Consider the following 16,249-nt stretch of genomic DNA (forward strand, 5'->3'; position numbering starts at 1 on the left):
CGTGACGAAACGGCTTCGCGCCCTCACGGGGACGGCACCTGGTCGCGGTGCGATCCGGAGGATCGCCGGGTCAGAGCCGGACGGGGTAGACGGTCGCCGGGATCTCCGGCGCGATCCGCTGCTCGACGAAGACGCCGTGCCAGACCATGAAGACCAGCAGCGTCCAGAGCTTGCGGGAGTGGTCGACCGGCGAGCCGGCCCGCTGGTTCGCGCGGTGGGCGGTGAGCATCGCCAGCACCTGCTGCTTGTCCAGCCACTCGTCGGTCTGGCTGTCCTCGATGATCTGCCGGGCCCAGTCGTGCAGGTCCTCCGCTAGCCAGTGCCGGGTCGGCACCGGGAAACCGAGCTTGCGCCGGTTCAGCACGTGCGGCGGCACGATCTGCTCCAGGGCGCGGCGCAGGGCGTACTTCGTCGTCTCCTTGGTGACCCGCTGGTCGACCGGGATGGTGGAGGCCACCCGGAACACCTCGGGGTCGAGGAACGGCACCCGCAGCTCCAGCGAGTTCGCCATGGTCATCTTGTCGGCCTTGACCAGGATGTCGCCGCGCAGCCAGGTGAACAGGTCGACGTACTGCATCGCCGTCACGTCGTCGTAGCCCGCGGCCCGGGTGCGCTCGTAGAGCTCCCGGGTGACGGCGACGTGCGACAGGTCGGGGTCGCGCTTCTCGAGGAACGTCAGCTCCTCGTCGCGGAAGATCCGGGCGTTGCCGTAGTAGCGCTGCTCGAGCGGGATGGCGCCGCGACGCAGCAGGTCCTTGCCGCGCATGCCGTCCGGCAGCTTCGTCGACAGGGTGCCCAGAGCGCGCCGGATGCCCTGCGGCAGCCGCTCGAAGGCGGCCAGCGAGAGGGGCTCGCGGTAGATGTTGTAGCCACCGAAGAGCTCGTCGGCCCCCTCGCCGGAGAGCACCACCTTCACGTGCTTGCGGGCCTCGCGGGCCACGAAGTACAGCGGCACGAGCGCGGGGTCGGCCACCGGGTCGTCGAGGTACCAGACGACCAGCGGGATCGACTCGGCGAACTCCTCGGCCGTCACCACCTTCGTGATGTGCTCCACCCCGATCGCGGCCGCGGACTCGGCGGCGACGTCGATCTCGGAGAACCCCTGCCGCTCGAAGCCGACCGTGAACGTCATCAGGTCCGGGTTGTAGCGCTTGGCGAGCGCGGCGATGGCCGTGGAGTCGATGCCACCGGACAGGAAGGACCCGACGGTGACGTCGGCCCGCATGTGCATCCGGACCGACTCGTCGAGCGCCTCGGCGATCCGGTCGTAGAGCGGCTGCTGCTCGTCCTTGGCCACCGGCTGCACCGGGAACGTCGGGTGGAAGTACCGGGTGGTGGTCAGCTCCCCGCCGTAGACGGTGAAGCTGGTGCCGCTCTCGATGCGCCGGATGCCGCGGTGCAGCGTCGCCGGCTCGGGCACGTACTGCAGCGTCAGGTAGTGCTGCAGCGAGGCGGGGTCGACGCCGCCGGCGGCCGTACTGCCGCCGAGCAGTTCCAGCAGCGCCTTCTTCTCCGACGAGAAGGCGACGGCGCCGTCGGCCAGGCGGGCGGTGAACAGCGGCTTGATGCCGAAGGGGTCGCGGGCCCCGAACACGGTCCGGGTCTCGCTGTCCCAGATGACGAACGCGAACATCCCGCGCAGCCGGGAGACGATCTCCTCGCCCCACAGGTGGTACCCGGCGACGATCGCCTCGGTGTCGCCCTCGGTGGCGAACTCCGCGCCCGCCGCGGCCAGCTCCGCGCGCAGCTCCAGGTAGTTGTAGATCTCACCGTTGAAGACGATCCGGTACCGGCCGTCGGCGTACGGCATGGGCTGGTGGCTGTTCTCGATGTCGATGAACGACAGCCGGTTGAAGCCGTAGACGACGCGGTCGTCGTGCCACAGCTCGTTCTCGTCGGGGCCCCGGTGCCGCAGGCAGTGCAGCGCCTCCCGGACGTCGGAGACGATGGTGTCGTCGACGCGCGGGGCGTCGGTGGAGAAGTAGGCGAGCAGGCCACACATCAGGCGCAGGTCCTCGGGGTGGGGGAGTGGTCGGTGGCCGGGTCGGTCACACGCGCTCGCCGGCGCGGGTCTTGCGGGTGGCATTCCGTTCGGCGACGAAGGACAGGAACGGCACGGTGCCGGCGATCACCGTCAGGGCCGTGCCCTTCACCGTCCACCGGGCCCGGATCGCCAGGTCGATGGTGGCGAGGAAGAACAGCCCGTACAGCCAGCCGTGGGCCGTGCCGAGCACGGCGACCGGCCCCGGGACGCCCGCCCAGTGCTTCAGCGGCACGGCCACGCAGATCAGCGCGATCAGCAGGACCCCGACGACGTTGGCCATGACCCGGTACCGGGTCATGGCGGCCGGGATCTCCCGACCGGGGGTGCGGGTGGTCTGCTCAGCGGCCACTGGTGCTCCGTTGTCCGAGGGCCTTCTCGTTCAGCTCGGCGAGGTAGGCGTTGTAGGCGGCCAGCTCGGGATCGCCGGTGGTGTCGATCCGGGGCCGCTGGTAGAGCACGACGGTGTTGCCCGGCAGGTCGTCGTCGGGGTCGCGGTGCAGTTCGTCGCGCACCATCCGGACGTAGAACCACAGCCCCATGAAGCCGTAGAGCGGCCACTGCAGGGCGTAGCTCCAGTTCACTGCACCGCCGCCGGCCTCGGCCTTGGACAGCTGCCAGTAGCCGAGGAAGAAGGTGGCGACGAAGAGGGCGACCACCAGCAGGTGCAACAGCACCCATTTCGGGGTCAGCAGCCGGGAGAACACGGCACCGACTCTAACCGCCGCCGCCGGGTGACCGGCCGGGACGACCGATCCGCCTCGCCGGTCGCGGGTGGACGAGCGGCCGGGCGCCGGCCGGCGGGTGGAGCGCTGCTGCGACCCGCCGCTCGCGTCTCCGGTGGTCGGCCCCTGAGGCGGGTCGGCTAGTCTCGGCCCACACTGAGTTCGGCGTGGTTGCACTCTGCCGAAGCCCGGTGAGAGGACCCGCTGGAAGGACCGCCCGGAGGTCGGGCGGAGGACGAGGAGGCAGCGAGCAGTGGCTCGAGGCAGCAGGCTCGCGCGGCTGGCCGCGCTCGGTCTCCTGGGGGTGCTGACCCTCACCGGATGCGAGCTCGGCGACAGCGAATGGTGGGAGCGCAATTTCGTCCGGTGGGGATGGCCTGAGGGCATCACCGACGAGGCCGAGGCGATGCGGGAGCTGTGGGTCGGTTCGACCTGGGTGGCCCTGGTCATCGGCCTGGCGGTCTGGGCCCTCATCGCCTACTCGGTGGTCCGCCACCGCAAGAAGGGCGACGAGCTGCCGCGGCAGACGGCGTACAACCTGCCCCTGGAGATCGTCTACACGATCATCCCGTTCATCATCATCTCCGGTCTGTTCTTCTTCACCGTGGTGACGCAGAACAAGGTCATGGAGCGCAGCGCGGACCCCGACGAGGTCATCGCCGTCAACGCCTTCAAGTGGAACTGGCAGTTCGTCTACCCCGAGACCTCGGACGGCGACGGCGAGCCGGTGAACACCGTCGGCACCAGCACCGAGATCCCGATCCTCGTGCTGCCCACCGACCGCACCGTCCGGTTCGAGTTGGCCTCGGCCGACGTCATCCACTCGTTCTGGGTGCCGGAGTTCCTCTTCAAGCTGGACGTCATCCCGGGCAACGAGAACGGCCGGGACAACGTCTTCGAGGTGACCGTCCGCGAGGAGGGCGCCTACGTGGGCCGCTGCGCCGAGCTGTGCGGCACCTACCACGCGTACATGAACTTCGAGGTCCGCGCGGTGTCCGGTGACGAGTACGACGACTACCTGGCCGCCCGCGAGTCCGGTCTGAGCACCTACGAGGCGCTCGAGGAGATCGGGCAGCCCGGCGGGGCGGGAACGACCCGGCCTCTGGAGCTCGTCCAGGAGAAGGTCGCCGACCTGCAGCAGACCGGTGACTGACGCTCCCGGTTCCCGGACCCGACACACGTACGAGGAGGCACGGCCGTGAAGGTCGAGGCACTGATCTTCAATCTGCTCGCGGTGTTCTGCTTCGTGACCGCGATCGTCTACGGCTTCTGGGCACGGGAGCCGATCGGCACGACGGCGCTCGCGCTCTCCGGCGGGCTCACCCTCCTCATCGGTGGCTTCTTCTGGTTCGTCTCGCGCCGGATCGACGCCCGCCCCGAGGACCGCAAGGACGCCGAGATCGCAGACGGCGCCGGCGAACTGGGCTTCTTCAGCCCGGCGAGCTACTGGCCCTTCACCCTGGCCCTGACCGCCGGCCTCATGGGGCTCGGTATCGCGTTCTGGTACGCCTGGCTCATCCTGCTCGCCTCGGTCGCCCTGCTGATCGCCGTGGGCGGCCTGCTGTTCGAGTACTACGTGGGGCAGAACGCCCAGCAGAGCTGACGTCCCGCGCACGACCGAGGCCCCCTCCGCCGGCAGGCGGAGGGGGCCTCGTCGTTCTCCGGGCCGGATCGGTGCGCCGCACTGGGGCGGCAACCGCCGCGCCGGGGGAGCGCCGCGGGGGAGGACCGGCACCGCAGGCCCGCGGGAGCGATGCGCCGTCCCCTGCGGCCACGGGGCTCGCCGTGCGGTGCAGCTGCTCGCGGCAGGGCAGCGGCCGTCGGCACCCGCCTCGATCGCGCCGAGCCTCCTCGCCGCTGCCGGACGTGCCGAGCGGCTGCCCCAGTCCGCGAGCGCACCTGGCCCGACTGCCGACGCGGCCGGATCCTGCGCGAGGGCGAGGGCGAGGGCGAGGGCGGGGGCGAGAGCGACGGCGGGGAGGCCGGCGGTTCGGCACCCGAAACGGCGACGGTGGCGCGTCTGCGGACATCACCGCACCGGTCGCACGTAGGGCGGTGGGCGCCCCCCCGTGCCGCGCGGTACCGGCGGATCTCCTGGCCGCCCACGATGGTGCCAGCCGCCTCGTCGCGGTCGTGAGCGCCTGGTGGGTGGGCCACAGGGGGCCGGCGCGCTCCCGGATGCAGCGGGCCGTCGGTGGTCCCGTCAGGCGGACGCGGGGGGCGCCGGGCCCACGGCGTCCTCGTCCAGGGAAGGCCCGCCCCGCACCGGGGAGCACGACTCCCTCCACCGAGGTCTTCCGGCTCCCAGCCGGCGCGTGGACCGGAGCGACCGGTGCGGCTACGGCCCGTCAGGGACGGGTGGACGGTGTCGGGCAGGACCGACGACGCTGGGGCAACCTGCTGAGCCGCCGAGCCGCCGAGCCGCCGAGCCGCCGAGCCGCCGAGCCGCCGAGCTGCCGAGCCGCCGAGCCGCCGAGCTGCCGAGCCGCCGAGCTGCCGAGCTGCTGGAGCTGCTGGAGACGCTGGACGCCGGGTGTCGCCTCATGCGGCAGCGCAGTGGTGCGGCCGCAGGCTCCCTGTCGCAGAGGCGTGCCATTCGCTGGGGCCGCCGTTCGCGCACCGCGCCCGGCGGTGGGTGCCCGCCGGTCGCACGCGGCCGGCCGGGCGCTGCGGCCGGAACGCAGAAGGGCCCCGGTGGACATCCACCGGGGCCCTTCTGGTCGAACTGATCAGTCGCGCGGATCCTGCGGGCGACCACCGTCGGACGGGCGACCACCCTCGGACGGGCGGCCGGAGACCGTCAGCTCCCGGTCGGACTCGCCGGCCGCGAGCCCTCGACCCTCTCGCCGCTGCTCCAGCTCCACCGAGGACGGCTCCTCGATGGGGGAGAAGAAGCCGCGGACGGCCCGACGGGCGCCCCCGACCTGGTTCATCCGCTTCGGCACCGGAGCACCGCCGTAGGCCAGCTGGCCGTGACCGTGCTCGTCGACCGGGCCGAGGGGCTGGTGCACCTCGATGAACTCACCGTTGGGCAGCCGCCGGATGACACCGGTCTCGATGCCGTGCTCGAGCACCTCGCGGTCGTGCTGCTGCAGACCGAGGCAGATGCGGTACGTGAGCATGTAGGCGATCGCCGGCAGCACGATCACCCCGATGCGTCCGAACCACGTCATGGCGTTCAGGCTGATGTCGAACTTGTCGGCGATGACGTCGTTACCGCCCGAGATCATCAGCACGAAGTAGAACGTCAGGGCCATCATGCCGAGCGAGGTCCGGACGGGGACGTCGCGCGGCCGCTGGAGCAGGTGGTGCGACGCGGTGTCGCCGGTCAGCTTCCGCTCGATCATCGGGTAGAGCGCCAGGACCGTGAACATCGCCCCGGCCACCACGACCGTCGGCCAGAACAGCGCCGGGATCGTGTAGTCGCCGGGGAGGTTGATGTCCCAGGCGGGGAAGATCCGGGTCGAGCCGTCCAGGAACAGGATGTACCAGTCGGGCTGGGACGCGGCCGAGACCTGGGCCGGGTTGTACGGCCCCCACAGCCACACCGGGTTGATCTGGACCAGACCGGCGAGCGCGGCGCAGGCGCCGAACACGATGAAGAGCAGGCCGGTCGCCTTCGCGGCGAACGTGGGGAAGAGCCGGTTGCCGACCACGTTGTGCTCCGTGCGGCCGGGCCCCGGGAACTGCGTGTGCTTCTGCTTGACCAGGATCAGCAGGTGCACCGCGATCAGGGCCAGGAGGATCGCCGGGAAGATCAGCACGTGGGCGATGTAGAAGCGGCCGATGATCTCCGTGCCCACGAAGTCACCGTTGAAGACGGCGAAGTGCGCCCACGTCCCGATGACCGGGATGGACAGCAGGATCGCGCTGATGATGCGGAGCCCGGTGCCCGACAGCAGGTCGTCGGGGAGGGTGTAGCCGGTGACGCCCATGAGCAGCGCCAGCACGAGCATCACGACACCGATGAGCCAGTTGCTCTCCCGCGGCCGGCGGAACGCGCCGGTGAAGAAGATGCGCAGCAGGTGCACCACGATCGACGCGACGAACAGCAGCGCCGACCAGTGGTGCAGCTGCCGCATGAAGAGCCCGCCGCGGACGTCGAACGACAGGTCGAGCGTCGAGGCGTAGGCCGCCGACATATCCGTGCCGCGCAGCGGGTCGTAGGACCCCTCGTACACGACCTCGGTCATGCTCGCGTCGAAGAAGAAGGTCAGGTACGTGCCCGACAGCAGCAGGATGATGAAGCAGTAGAGCGCGATCTCACCGAGCAGGAACGACCAGTGGTCCGGGAAGACCTTGTTCAGCGTGCGCCGGACCGGGCCGGCGACGATCAGCCGGTCGTCGAACTCGGTAGCGGCCTTGCCGAGCCGGGAGGTGGGAGCCCCCGGGGCAGTGGCGGTAGCAGCCATCAGATGCGCTCCCGGTTCCAGTAGGTCGGGCCGACAGCCTCAATGTAGTCACTGCGGGCGACGAAGAAGCCTTCGTCGTCGACCGTGATGGGGAGCTGCGGCAGCGAGCGGGTGGCCGGGCCGAAGATCGGCTTGGCGCCCTGGGTGACGTCGAACTGCGACTGGTGGCAGGGGCACAGGATGCGGCTGGTCTCCTGCTCGTACAGCGACACCGGGCAGCCGGCGTGCGTGCAGATCTTCGAGTAGGCGACGTAGTCGCCGTAGGCGAAGTCGCCCTGGCCCTCGCGGGGTCGGTCCGCCTCGACCTGCGCGGGACGCAGCCGGATGAGCATCGTCGCGGCGTCGGACTGCAGGTTGCCGCCGGGGACGGCGGGGAACACCGTCTCCAGCGAGCCCGGCTCCTGGTCCCCGGGGCGGATCGGGCTGCCGTCGTCCCGGAGCAGCCGGACGCCTTCGGCCCAGGAGGTGCGGCCGAGCGGGTTGCCGGTGTTCGGGTTCTTGATCAGCCCGCCGAGCGGGGCCAGCAGCATGATCCCCACGCCGGCGCCCATGAAGCCCAGCGAGCGGGTGATCAGCTTCCGGCGGGCCAGGCCGCTGTTGTGCAGGCCGCCGCTCAGCGTCGCGCCGGTGGTGACCCGGTCGAAGTGCGAACCGTCGTGCTTGTCCTGGACGGCGGTCTCGTGCGGCAGCAGCTTCTTGGTGTAGAGCACCAGGCCGGTGCCGACCAGAGCGAGCGACAGGCCCATGAAGAGGCCCAGCAGCGGGGTGAACAGCGCGCTCCAGGTGGTGCCTTCCTCGGCCCAGTTCCACTCGGGCAGGAACCAGCCCGAGCCGGCGTAGACCACCAGGAACAGGAACGCGCAGACACCGGCCAGCGTGAAGGTCAGGGCGACCTGGCGGACCGCGCGCTTCTCGAGCCGGGAGCCGGGCTCGGGGCCCGGGTCGACGTGGAGGATCTCCACGCCGTCGTACCGGGCACCCAGCCGGTCGAGGTCCTCGCGGCTCATGGTCACGAGCTGCTCGGGGGTGTAGTCGTCGTCCGGTCCGCCGTGCAGCGGTCCCGGGGTGTCCGCGCCGCCGGTCGAGCCGGGGCGGGTGTCGCGCGTGCTCACGCCTTGCTCCCCATCCAGAAGATTCCGAACATCAGCGCACCGATACCGACCACCCAGATCACCAGGCCCTCGGCGACCGGACCCATGCGGCCGACGCCGGCGCCACCCGGGTCGGCCATGTCGTTGACGGTCTGGACGTAGGCGATGATCGAGCGCTTCTCTTCGGGGGTGAGCTGGTTGTCACCGAAGACCGGCATGTTCTCCGGGCCGGTCAGCATGGCCGTGTAGATCTCGAGGTCGGTCGCGCTGTCGAGGCTCGGCGCCGCCTTGCCGGAGGAGAGGGCGCCGCCCTCGCCGACGAAGTTGTGGCAGGACGCGCAGTTGAGCCGGAAGAGCTCCCCGCCCTGGGCCAGGTCGCCGTCGCGCAGGTCACCCGACGGCAGGGTGGGCCCGCCGCCGTTGGCCTGCACGTAGGCCATGAGCTGGTCGATCTCCTCGTCGGAGAAGACGACCGGCTTGTCGGGGGCGTCCGCCTCCTGGCGCACCAGCGGCATGCGGCCGGTGTGCACCTGGAAGTAGACCGACGCCTCGCCGACGCCGATGAGCGAGGGGCCCCGGTTCGGGACGCCCTCCAGGTTCTCGCCGTGGCAGGAGATGCAGCTGCGCTCGTACAGCTCGCGACCGGCGGCCTCGGCAGCGGACTCGCTGGTCGTGTCCTCGGCGGCCTGGGCCGGTGCGAAGACCGAGTAGAGGGCGCCTGTCATGACGAGCGAGGCCATCAGCCCGGCGGCGTTGGCCAGGCGGCGGCGGTGCTTGGAGCGACGACGGGCGCGGGCCCGGGCGACGGGGGCGCCGGTGTCGTCGAGCGGGGCGTCGGAGTGCGGCTTCGTGGTGGACACCGGTTCCCTAGCGGATCAGGTAGATCGTGGCGAAGAGCCCGACCCACACGACGTCGACGAAGTGCCAGTAGTAGGAGACCACGATGGCCGAGGTCGCCTGTGCCGGCGTGAAGCGGCCCATGGTGGACCGGATGAGCACGTAGACGAAGGCGACGAGCCCGCCTATGACGTGCAGGGCGTGGAAGCCCGTCGTGATGTAGAAGACCGAGCCGTAGGTCGACGACGAGATCGTCGTGCCGTGCTCGGTCACCAGGACGCGGTACTCGTTCGCCTGGGCGAGGACGAACACCAGGCCCATCACGAAGGTGATGGTGAACCACCGCCGGAGCCCGTAGACGTTGCCGTTCTCCGCCGCGAAGACACCGAACTGACAGGTGACCGACGAGAGCACCAGGATCACGGTGAAGAACGTGGCGTAGGGCAGGTTGAGCTCGGTCGGCTCGGGCGGCCAGCCCAGCTCGGCGCCGGCGCGGGCTCGCGCGGTGAAGTACATGGCGAACAGACCGGCGAAGAACATCAGCTCGCTGGCGAGCCAGATGATCGTGCCGACGCTGACCATGTTCGGTCGGGTCAGGGAGTGCACCCGCGAGGTGTCGAAGGTGCTGCTCGCCACGGGGGCCGTTGTCACGAGGCCCATCATGGCATCGGCCACCCCCCGTCACGACCGCGGGTGGGATGGGCGTGGCGGCAACGTGATCAGGTCGATACCGACTCGCGGTCCTGGCCTGCGGCGAAGCCGCCGGGCACTAGGCTCGGCCGGGTGAGTGCTGCCGAGAAGCCCACCGCACCGGCCACCGTGCTGCTCTACAGCCACCGCGCGGAAGTGCGGGAGGCGGTCCGGACGGCGGTGGGCCGCCGGCCGGCCGCCGATGTGGGTCCGCTCACCTGGCTGGAGTGCTCGACCGGGGACGAGGTGGTGGCCGCCGTCGACGCCGGCGGGATCGATCTGTGCATCCTCGACGGCGAGGCGCAGCCCACCGGTGGCATGGCGCTGACCAGGCAGCTCGAGGTGGAGGTCGCCGACCGGCCGGCCGTGTGCCTGCTCGTGGCCCGGCAGCCCGACCGCTGGCTGGCCCACTGGTCGCGCGCCGAGGGCACCCTCGCCCTGCCGGTCGACCCGCTGGTCGCCCCCGGCGTGGTCGCCGACCTGCTCCGCGCCCGCGCCCAGCGTCCCGCGGCGAGCCGGTGAGCCGGTCGGTGCCGCCGTCGTCACCCGCGCCCACCTGGCCCGGCCTGCTCAACCGCCTGCTCGCCGGCCAGGACCTCTCCGCCGACGACACCCGCTGGGCGATGCGCGAGGTCATGACCGGGGAGGCGACCCCGGCTCAGGTGGCGGGGTTCACGGTCGCCCTGCGGGCCAAGGGCGAGTCGTCCCAGGAGGTCGCCGGGCTGGCCGCCGAGATGCTGGCCCAGGCGACCCCCGTGGAGCTGCCGATGGACTGCGTCGACATCGTGGGCACCGGTGGGGACGGAGCGCACACGGTCAACATCTCCACGATGGCCGCGGTGGTGACGGCGGCCGCGGGTGTGCCGGTCGCCAAGCACGGCAACCGTGCGGCGTCGTCCTCGTCGGGTGCCGCGGACGTCCTGGAGGCGCTCGGCGTCGTCATCGACCTCCCGGCGCAGGCCGTCGCGCACTGCGTCCGCGAGGCGGGCATCGGGTTCTTCTTCGCGCCGGTGTTCCACCCCGGCATGCGGCACGCCGCCGTGCCGCGGCGGGAGATGGGCATCGGCACGGTCTTCAACTTCCTCGGCCCGCTGACCAACCCGGCGCGTCCGGTCGCGGCCGCCATCGGCTGCGCGAACGAGCGCATGGCACCCGTGCTCGCCGAGGTGCTGGCGGCCCGGGGCAGCCGGGCCCTGGTCTTCCGCGGCGACGACGGGCTCGACGAGCTCACCACCGCCACGACGTCGTCGGTCTGGACGGTCCGGGACGGCGCCGTGGAGCCCGACCGGGTGGATCCGGTGGCGCTCGGCATCGCGACGCCGGGACCGGACGCGCTCCGCGGCGGCGACGCCCGCGCGAACGCCGAGGTGTTCCGCCGGGTGGTGGACGGCGAACGGGGGCCGGTGCGGGACGCCGTGCTGCTGAACGCCGCCGCCGCGCTGGTCGCGTTCGACGAGCGCTCGTCCCGGCTGCACGACGGGCTGGCGGCGGGGCTGGCGCGGGCCGCCGCCGCCGTCGACGACGGCCGGGCCGCGGCGCTGCTGGACCGTTGGGTGAGCGTCAGCCGGGCTGCTCGCGGCTGAGCGAAGCCGTTCCTCCGGGGCTGCCCGCGAGCGCGGCGGCCGGCCGAGCCGGGCGCGCGGCGGGAGGGGCGTCGGCCGCGCTCAGCCGGGGGTGTCGAAGCCGATGGCGAACGCGGCCTCCAGGTCGTGCCGCGAGTAGGCCCGGAAGGCGATGTGGGTGTCGGTGTCGACCACGCCCGGCACCTTGTTGATGCGGCCGGCGATGACCTCGGCGACCTGCTCGAACTCGCGGACGCGGACGATGGCGACCAGATCGGCCTCACCGGCGACGGAGTAGACCTCGCTGACCCCGTCGAGCTCGGCGACCGCCTGCGCGACCTCGGCGATCGAGTCGGTGGCGGCGTCGATCATCACGATGGCGGTGATCACGCCGGCGATGCTATCCGGTCCGGGCGCGCGCGGGTGCCCAGCGACCGGCCGTCGGCGAACGGGTCGCGGGCGTCCCGCCCGCTCTCCACGCGCGCCAGGAAACCGCTGTAGGCCCCGGTGCCGGGGGCCGGACTGGCCAGCGTCCCGGTCAGCTGCACCAGCCGGGTGCCGGGCTTCTCCAGCCAGCGCAGCACCAGCTCGGTCTCGTCGACCGACGTGGTCTCCTCCCCGTCGGCCCCGCGGACGGTCTCGGCCGTCGCCAGCAGCCCGGACAGGACGCTGCGGACCGTGGTGCCCCGCGGGGCGTTCCCGGCCGCCGCCAGCCGGCCGAGCCTGATCACCGACAGCTCCCAGCCGCCGTCGCCGTCGGGGCGGGCGAGCACCAGCTCGGGAACGGCGGCGAGGGACTGCAGCCGCTGCCGGCGGCGGACGGCCCGGACCAGGACGGCGACCCGGTCCCGCAGCACGGCGGCGTCCTCGTACCGCTCCTCGGCGGCCAGCCGGTCCACCCGTTCCAGCAGCGGGGCGAGCAGGGGCCGGGGGTCGGCGGCCACGGCGGCGGCGAAGACGCCGGCCACGTCGGCGTACTCCGGTACCGACTGCGCACCGGTGCAAGGGGCGCCGCAGCGCCCCATGTCCGCCAGCGCGCAGGCGCTGACCGGGGTCCGCGGGGAGAGGCGGGCGGTGCACTGCCGCAGCGGCAGCGCCTCGTGCACGGCCGCCACCGCGGCATCGGCCGCTCGCCGGTCCGGGAACGGCCCGAGGAAGACCCCGGCGTCGGGACGCACCCGCCGCACGACCGAGAGCCGGGGGAAGGGCTCCTCGGTCAGGCGCACCCACAGCGCGCGTTCGGGGAACCGCGAACGGCGGTTGTACCGGGGTTTGTGGCGGGCGATCAGCCGCAGCTCGCGGACCGCCGCCTCGAGCGCGTGCGCGCAGGGGATGGCGTCCACCCGCTGGGCCAGCCCGACCATCTCGGTGATCCGGCTGCGCTGCTCGCCGGAGGTGAAGTAGCTGCGGACCCGGCTGCGCAGGTCGGTGGAGGTGCCGACGTAGAGGGGCTCGTCCCGGGGGCCGCGGAAGAGGTAGACGCCGGGGCCGTGCGGCACGGCGTCGGCGAGGTGCCGCTTCCGGCGGCGTTCCGGGTCGACCGTGCGGGTCAGGCCGGTGAGCTCCTCGAGAGTGGTGACGCCCAGCGGCCCGAGCCGCTCGAAGAGGCCGTGGAGGACGTCGACCGTGGCGCGGGCGTCGTCGAGCGCCCGGTGCGTGGGCGACGTCGTGGCCGAGAAGTACGGGGCGAGGGTCGCCAGCTTGCAGTTGGGAACCTCGTCGCGGCTGAGCAGCCGCCGGGCCAGGACGGCCGTGTCGACCGATGCCGCGGCGGGCCAGGCCAGCCCGCTCTCGGCGCAGGCCGCCTTCAGGAACCCGAGGTCGAACGGGGCGTTGTGCGCGACCAGCACCGCCCCGCGGGCGAACTCGAGGAAGGCCGGGAGGACGGCGCCGATGCGCGGCGCCGTCGCGACCATCGTGGAGGTGATGCCGGTCAGCACGCTGATGTAGGGCGGGATCTCGTGGCCGGGGTCGACCAGTGTCCGGAACTCCCCGAGCACCTGGCCGCCGCGGACCTTCACCGCGCCGATCTCGGTGATCGCGCTGTCCTTCGGAGAGCCGCCGGTCGTCTCGAGGTCGACGACGACGAAGGTCACCTGGGCCAGCGGCGTCCCGACGTCGGCGATGGAGACCTGCTGGTAGCGCGGCGGAGCGGTGGGTGGCACGCGGCGGACGCTAGGGCGGGGTGCTGACAGTCCGGGGGACGCGCGCCGCCGGCCGGCCGTCCCGCACCCCCCGACCGGGGGGTGCCGGGCCCCGCGGTCGCCCCGCCACTTGGCTTCTGCGGGGTGCGCGGGACAACATTCGTGCCGGTGGAGCCGCCCGCACCGCCGCCGGCCCGGATCGGGGAAGGGAACACGATGCTCGCGCGCACCTGGTCGCGGCTCGCCGCCGCGGCGCGGCGCGGGACGGTGGTGGCCGTCCTCGCGGCCTGCGCGGTGCTGCTGCTGCCCGCGGGGCCGGTGGCCGCCGCGCCCAGCGACCAGCCGGGCGGCACCTCGGGCGTGCTGGACAGCCGTGACCTGGACCGGCTGCAGCGGCGCGCCGCCGAGGTCCAGCAGGACCTCCGGGCACGGCAGGACGACGTCGTCGCCGCCCGCGCGGCGCTCGCCGAGGCGCAGGTGGGGGTGGAGGAGGCGCAGGCGGTGCTCGCCGACGCCCAGGGCGTGCTGGCCGGCTTCCAGCGCGAGGTGGCCGGCTACGCCTCGGCCGTCTACCGGGACGGCGGCGGGCTCACCCCGCTGACCCTCCTGCTCAGCGCGGGCGATCCCGGTGAAGTGCTCTCCGCCATGGGGTTCCTCGCCGCCGTCGACGCGCACGCCGCCGAGATCATCGGGATCGCGGAGGGGCACCGGCGGGACGCCCTGGACCGGCAGCAGCGGGCCCGGGCCGCGCTCGAGCAGGCGCAGGCGCGGGCCGACGAGGTCAGCGCCCGGGTCGCCGAGCTTGAGGCGTCCGCGGACGCGGTCACCGCGGAGCTCGACGAGGCGCTGCAGGTCGTCGATCGCCAGCTGGCCCGGCTGCAGCGCGAGCAGGTGGAGGTCAACGAGCAGACGGCGGCCAGCTGGCGGGCCTACGTGGACCAGCTGCGCGCCGCGGGCGTCGACGGCCTGCCGGCCGCCGCGCTGCGCGACCCGGCGCGCGGCCTGCCGGACCGCCTGGCGCCCGTGGGGGCCACCGGGGGTGGTGCCCAGCGCGGGGTGGCGCAGCTGCCCGGGCAGCCGACCTCGCTGCTGGTGCTGCCCGCCGAGACGCTGGCGGCGGTGAGCGCGGCGATGGAGGCGCTGGGCCGGCCGTACGCCCCGGGGACGGCGGGGCCCGACTCCTGGGACTGCGGCACCCTCGTGCAGGCGGCGTACCAGGGGGCCGGCGTCCCGCTGCCGGCGACGCAGGGCGAGCTGTTCGCGACCACCACCCCCGTGGCCGCCGCCGACGTGCTCCCCGGAGACCTCGTCTTCCTCGGCTCCGGCGAGGCCGGGCTCGGACACGTGGGGATCGCCCTGGACCCGCGGACGATGCTCGCCGCCGACGCCCGGGCCGGCGCCGTCGTGGTGCGGACCCTGCCGGCCGACCAGGTGCTGGCCGTCGGCCGGCCGAGCCTGGGCCGGCGGCCCGCCGTCCCCGTCCCCGGGCCGGCCGCGGGCGCCCTGCGGACCGAGTGCGGCAACACCGTCTACCCGCCGAGCTACGACGGCGGCCGGGCCTGGGGCGGGTACCCCAACGGGCTCATCCCGCCCAGCGCGATGTGCCCGCTGGGCGTCGGCGGGCACTCGCTGCGCTGCGACGCGGCGGCGGCGTACCGGGCCATGGCCACCGCCTTCACGTCCGCGTTCGGGGTTCCGCTCTGCCTCACCGACTCCTACCGCAGCTACGCCGGCCAGGTGCGGCTGTACGGGGAGAAGCCGGCCCTCGCCGCGATCCCCGGCACGAGCAACCACGGCTGGGGTCTCGCCGTGGACCTGTGCGGCGGCGTCCAGACCTTCGGCACGCCGCAGTACGCCTGGATGGTGGCAAACGCCGGCCGGTTCGGCTTCCTGCACCCCACCTGGGCCGATCCCGGGAACGGGCGCGAGGAGCCCTGGCACTGGGAGTACGCGGGCACCTGAGCCCCCCGGGCGCGCGCCGGACGGCGGCGCGGCGGAAATGTCGGTGTCTCCTCCTACCGTGCGGAACGACTCACGGAGGAGAAGAAGCGATGCTCATCGACTGCGACACCTGCACCGTCCGGGGGACCGGCTGCGCCGACTGCGTGGTGACCGTCCTGCTCGGCGCCCCACCGGGATGGCAGGGGACCGACCCGGTGGTGGTCCCGATGACCGGCCGCGCCCGGGGCGGGTCGGCGGCGGCCGCGGAGGACGTCGTGGTGCCGCCGCCAGGCGTGGTGGTGGAGTTCGACGACGTCGAGCGCCGGGCCGTGCGGGCGCTGGCCGACGGTGGCCTGGTGCCACCCCTGCGGCATCCGGACGGCTCCGACGGGCACGGCGGCGAGGGGTCCGGACGGCGCACGGGCTGATCGATCCGTGCCCGTCGGGGTGGCCCGGCGTTCACCCGACCGGGTGAATGCGCAGGTAGGCGCGCCGTGCCGGGCGGGACGCCCGCCACACACGTGTCAGCTGTTGCCGTTTGTCACAGGCGCATCACGGTCGTTATGGTCGTCGCCGTTCGGCCGGGTGGTCGTCATCCGTCGATGGATGGCCTCGACCGGACACCGCCTAATCACCGCGCGGCGTGCAGCACCGGCGCCCGGGGTGTACCGGGGACCCACCGCACTTCTGGGGTGAGTTCTCCCGCGGCCGGTTCGCCGGCCCGTGGGGGATAGGGCCAGTCTTCCCAGCCCGAACCCGTCAGCTAACTCGGTCGGCGGTTGCAGTGGAAGAAACGGAGAGCCGCC

Annotated in this window: 15 protein-coding genes and 1 riboswitch; of the genes, 6 read left to right on the forward strand and 9 right to left on the reverse strand. The window is 73.0% G+C overall.

Annotated elements, in window-relative coordinates:
- Window positions 1–70 precede the first annotated feature (70 nt).
- Genes asnB through ACI790_RS11975 form a run of 3 tightly spaced genes read right to left on the reverse strand, consistent with a single transcriptional unit; the run spans window position 71 to window position 2,748 of the window.
- Window positions 71–2,002, reverse strand: coding sequence for an asparagine synthase (glutamine-hydrolyzing) (gene asnB / locus ACI790_RS11965; protein WP_456569991.1), 1,932 nt, complete (start codon window positions 2,000–2,002; stop codon window positions 71–73).
- Window positions 2,003–2,048: 46 nt separating this feature from the next.
- A complete protein-coding gene (locus tag ACI790_RS11970) occupies window positions 2,049–2,393 on the reverse strand; it encodes a DUF3817 domain-containing protein (protein ID WP_456569992.1) in 345 nt (114 codons plus the stop codon).
- Complete coding sequence (locus tag ACI790_RS11975; protein ID WP_456569993.1) at window positions 2,383–2,748, reverse strand: metalloprotease; 366 nt, start codon at window positions 2,746–2,748, stop codon at window positions 2,383–2,385. Before ACI790_RS11975 ends, ACI790_RS11970 begins: the two co-directional genes overlap by 11 nt.
- Before the next feature lie 271 nt (window positions 2,749–3,019).
- Between ACI790_RS11975 and ctaC the strand changes: the two genes are divergently transcribed.
- A complete protein-coding gene (gene ctaC / locus ACI790_RS11980) occupies window positions 3,020–3,919 on the forward strand; it encodes an aa3-type cytochrome oxidase subunit II (protein WP_456569994.1) in 900 nt (299 codons plus the stop codon).
- A 45-nt stretch (window positions 3,920–3,964) separates the two neighbouring features.
- A complete protein-coding gene (locus tag ACI790_RS11985; RefSeq protein WP_456569995.1) occupies window positions 3,965–4,369 on the forward strand; it encodes a cytochrome c oxidase subunit 4 in 405 nt (134 codons plus the stop codon).
- A 1,126-nt stretch (window positions 4,370–5,495) separates the two neighbouring features.
- Here the strand turns inward: ACI790_RS11985 and qcrB are convergent.
- From qcrB to ctaE, 4 genes are read right to left on the reverse strand one after another with little or no spacing between them, the layout of a single operon-like run.
- The gene (gene qcrB / locus ACI790_RS11990) at window positions 5,496–7,178 is read right to left on the reverse strand and encodes a cytochrome bc1 complex cytochrome b subunit (protein ID WP_456569996.1); all 1,683 of its coding nucleotides are present in this window, start codon (window positions 7,176–7,178) and stop codon (window positions 5,496–5,498) included.
- Window positions 7,178–8,290: a cytochrome bc1 complex Rieske iron-sulfur subunit gene (qcrA, locus tag ACI790_RS11995; RefSeq protein ID WP_456569997.1), complete on the reverse strand. Its 1,113-nt coding sequence runs from the start codon at window positions 8,288–8,290 to the stop codon at window positions 7,178–7,180. Before qcrA ends, qcrB begins: the two co-directional genes overlap by 1 nt.
- Entirely contained in the window at window positions 8,287–9,129 is an 843-nt protein-coding gene (qcrC, locus tag ACI790_RS12000) for a cytochrome bc1 complex diheme cytochrome c subunit (RefSeq protein WP_456569998.1), read from the reverse strand. The genes qcrA and qcrC overlap by 4 nt, the downstream gene beginning before the upstream one ends.
- 7 nt (window positions 9,130–9,136) lie before the next feature.
- Window positions 9,137–9,757 carry an aa3-type cytochrome oxidase subunit III gene (ctaE, locus tag ACI790_RS12005; protein WP_456569999.1) on the reverse strand — a complete coding sequence of 207 codons (621 nt, stop codon included), beginning with the start codon at window positions 9,755–9,757 and terminating at the stop codon, window positions 9,137–9,139.
- 132 nt (window positions 9,758–9,889) lie between these two features.
- Here ctaE and ACI790_RS12010 point away from each other — a divergent pair, with 132 nt between their 5' ends.
- Together ACI790_RS12010 and trpD are read left to right on the forward strand one after the other, a co-directional pair.
- Window positions 9,890–10,318 carry a hypothetical protein gene (locus ACI790_RS12010; protein ID WP_456570000.1) on the forward strand — a complete coding sequence of 143 codons (429 nt, stop codon included), beginning with the start codon at window positions 9,890–9,892 and terminating at the stop codon, window positions 10,316–10,318.
- A complete protein-coding gene (gene trpD, locus ACI790_RS12015; RefSeq protein ID WP_456570001.1) occupies window positions 10,315–11,379 on the forward strand; it encodes an anthranilate phosphoribosyltransferase in 1,065 nt (354 codons plus the stop codon). The genes ACI790_RS12010 and trpD overlap by 4 nt, the downstream gene beginning before the upstream one ends.
- 81 nt (window positions 11,380–11,460) lie before the next feature.
- On the opposite strand, the gene ACI790_RS12020 is transcribed toward trpD, so the two are convergent.
- On the reverse strand, window positions 11,461–11,748 hold the full coding sequence (locus tag ACI790_RS12020) for an Lrp/AsnC family transcriptional regulator (RefSeq protein ID WP_456570002.1): 288 nt from the start codon (window positions 11,746–11,748) through the stop codon (window positions 11,461–11,463).
- Window positions 11,745–13,523 (reverse strand): DEDD exonuclease domain-containing protein, encoded by a 1,779-nt coding sequence (locus tag ACI790_RS12025; RefSeq protein ID WP_456570003.1) that lies wholly within the window; start codon window positions 13,521–13,523, stop codon window positions 11,745–11,747. Before ACI790_RS12025 ends, ACI790_RS12020 begins: the two co-directional genes overlap by 4 nt.
- 195 nt (window positions 13,524–13,718) lie before the next feature.
- Between ACI790_RS12025 and ACI790_RS12030 the strand changes: the two genes are divergently transcribed.
- Together ACI790_RS12030 and ACI790_RS12035 are read left to right on the forward strand one after the other, a co-directional pair.
- On the forward strand, window positions 13,719–15,464 hold the full coding sequence (locus ACI790_RS12030; RefSeq protein WP_456570004.1) for a D-alanyl-D-alanine carboxypeptidase family protein: 1,746 nt from the start codon (window positions 13,719–13,721) through the stop codon (window positions 15,462–15,464).
- 89 nt (window positions 15,465–15,553) lie between these two features.
- Window positions 15,554–15,871, forward strand: a complete 318-nt coding sequence (locus ACI790_RS12035; RefSeq protein WP_456570005.1) for a hypothetical protein — start codon at window positions 15,554–15,556, stop codon at window positions 15,869–15,871.
- 186 nt (window positions 15,872–16,057) lie between these two features.
- A riboswitch (cyclic di-AMP (ydaO/yuaA leader) is annotated at window positions 16,058–16,236 on the forward strand.
- Window positions 16,237–16,249 lie beyond the last annotated feature (13 nt).

It is taken from the genome of Blastococcus sp. SYSU DS0539 (genome assembly GCF_054050855.1).

Coding starts and splice junctions, on each gene's coding strand:
- ACI790_RS12030 (WP_456570004.1), top strand. CDS start 13,719: ATGCTCGCGCGCACCTGGTCGCGGCTCGCCGCCGCGGCGCGGCGCGGG.
- qcrB (WP_456569996.1), bottom strand. CDS start 7,178: ATGGCTGCTACCGCCACTGCCCCGGGGGCTCCCACCTCCCGGCTCGGC.
- ACI790_RS12035 (WP_456570005.1), top strand. CDS start 15,554: ATGCTCATCGACTGCGACACCTGCACCGTCCGGGGGACCGGCTGCGCC.
- asnB (WP_456569991.1), bottom strand. CDS start 2,002: ATGTGTGGCCTGCTCGCCTACTTCTCCACCGACGCCCCGCGCGTCGAC.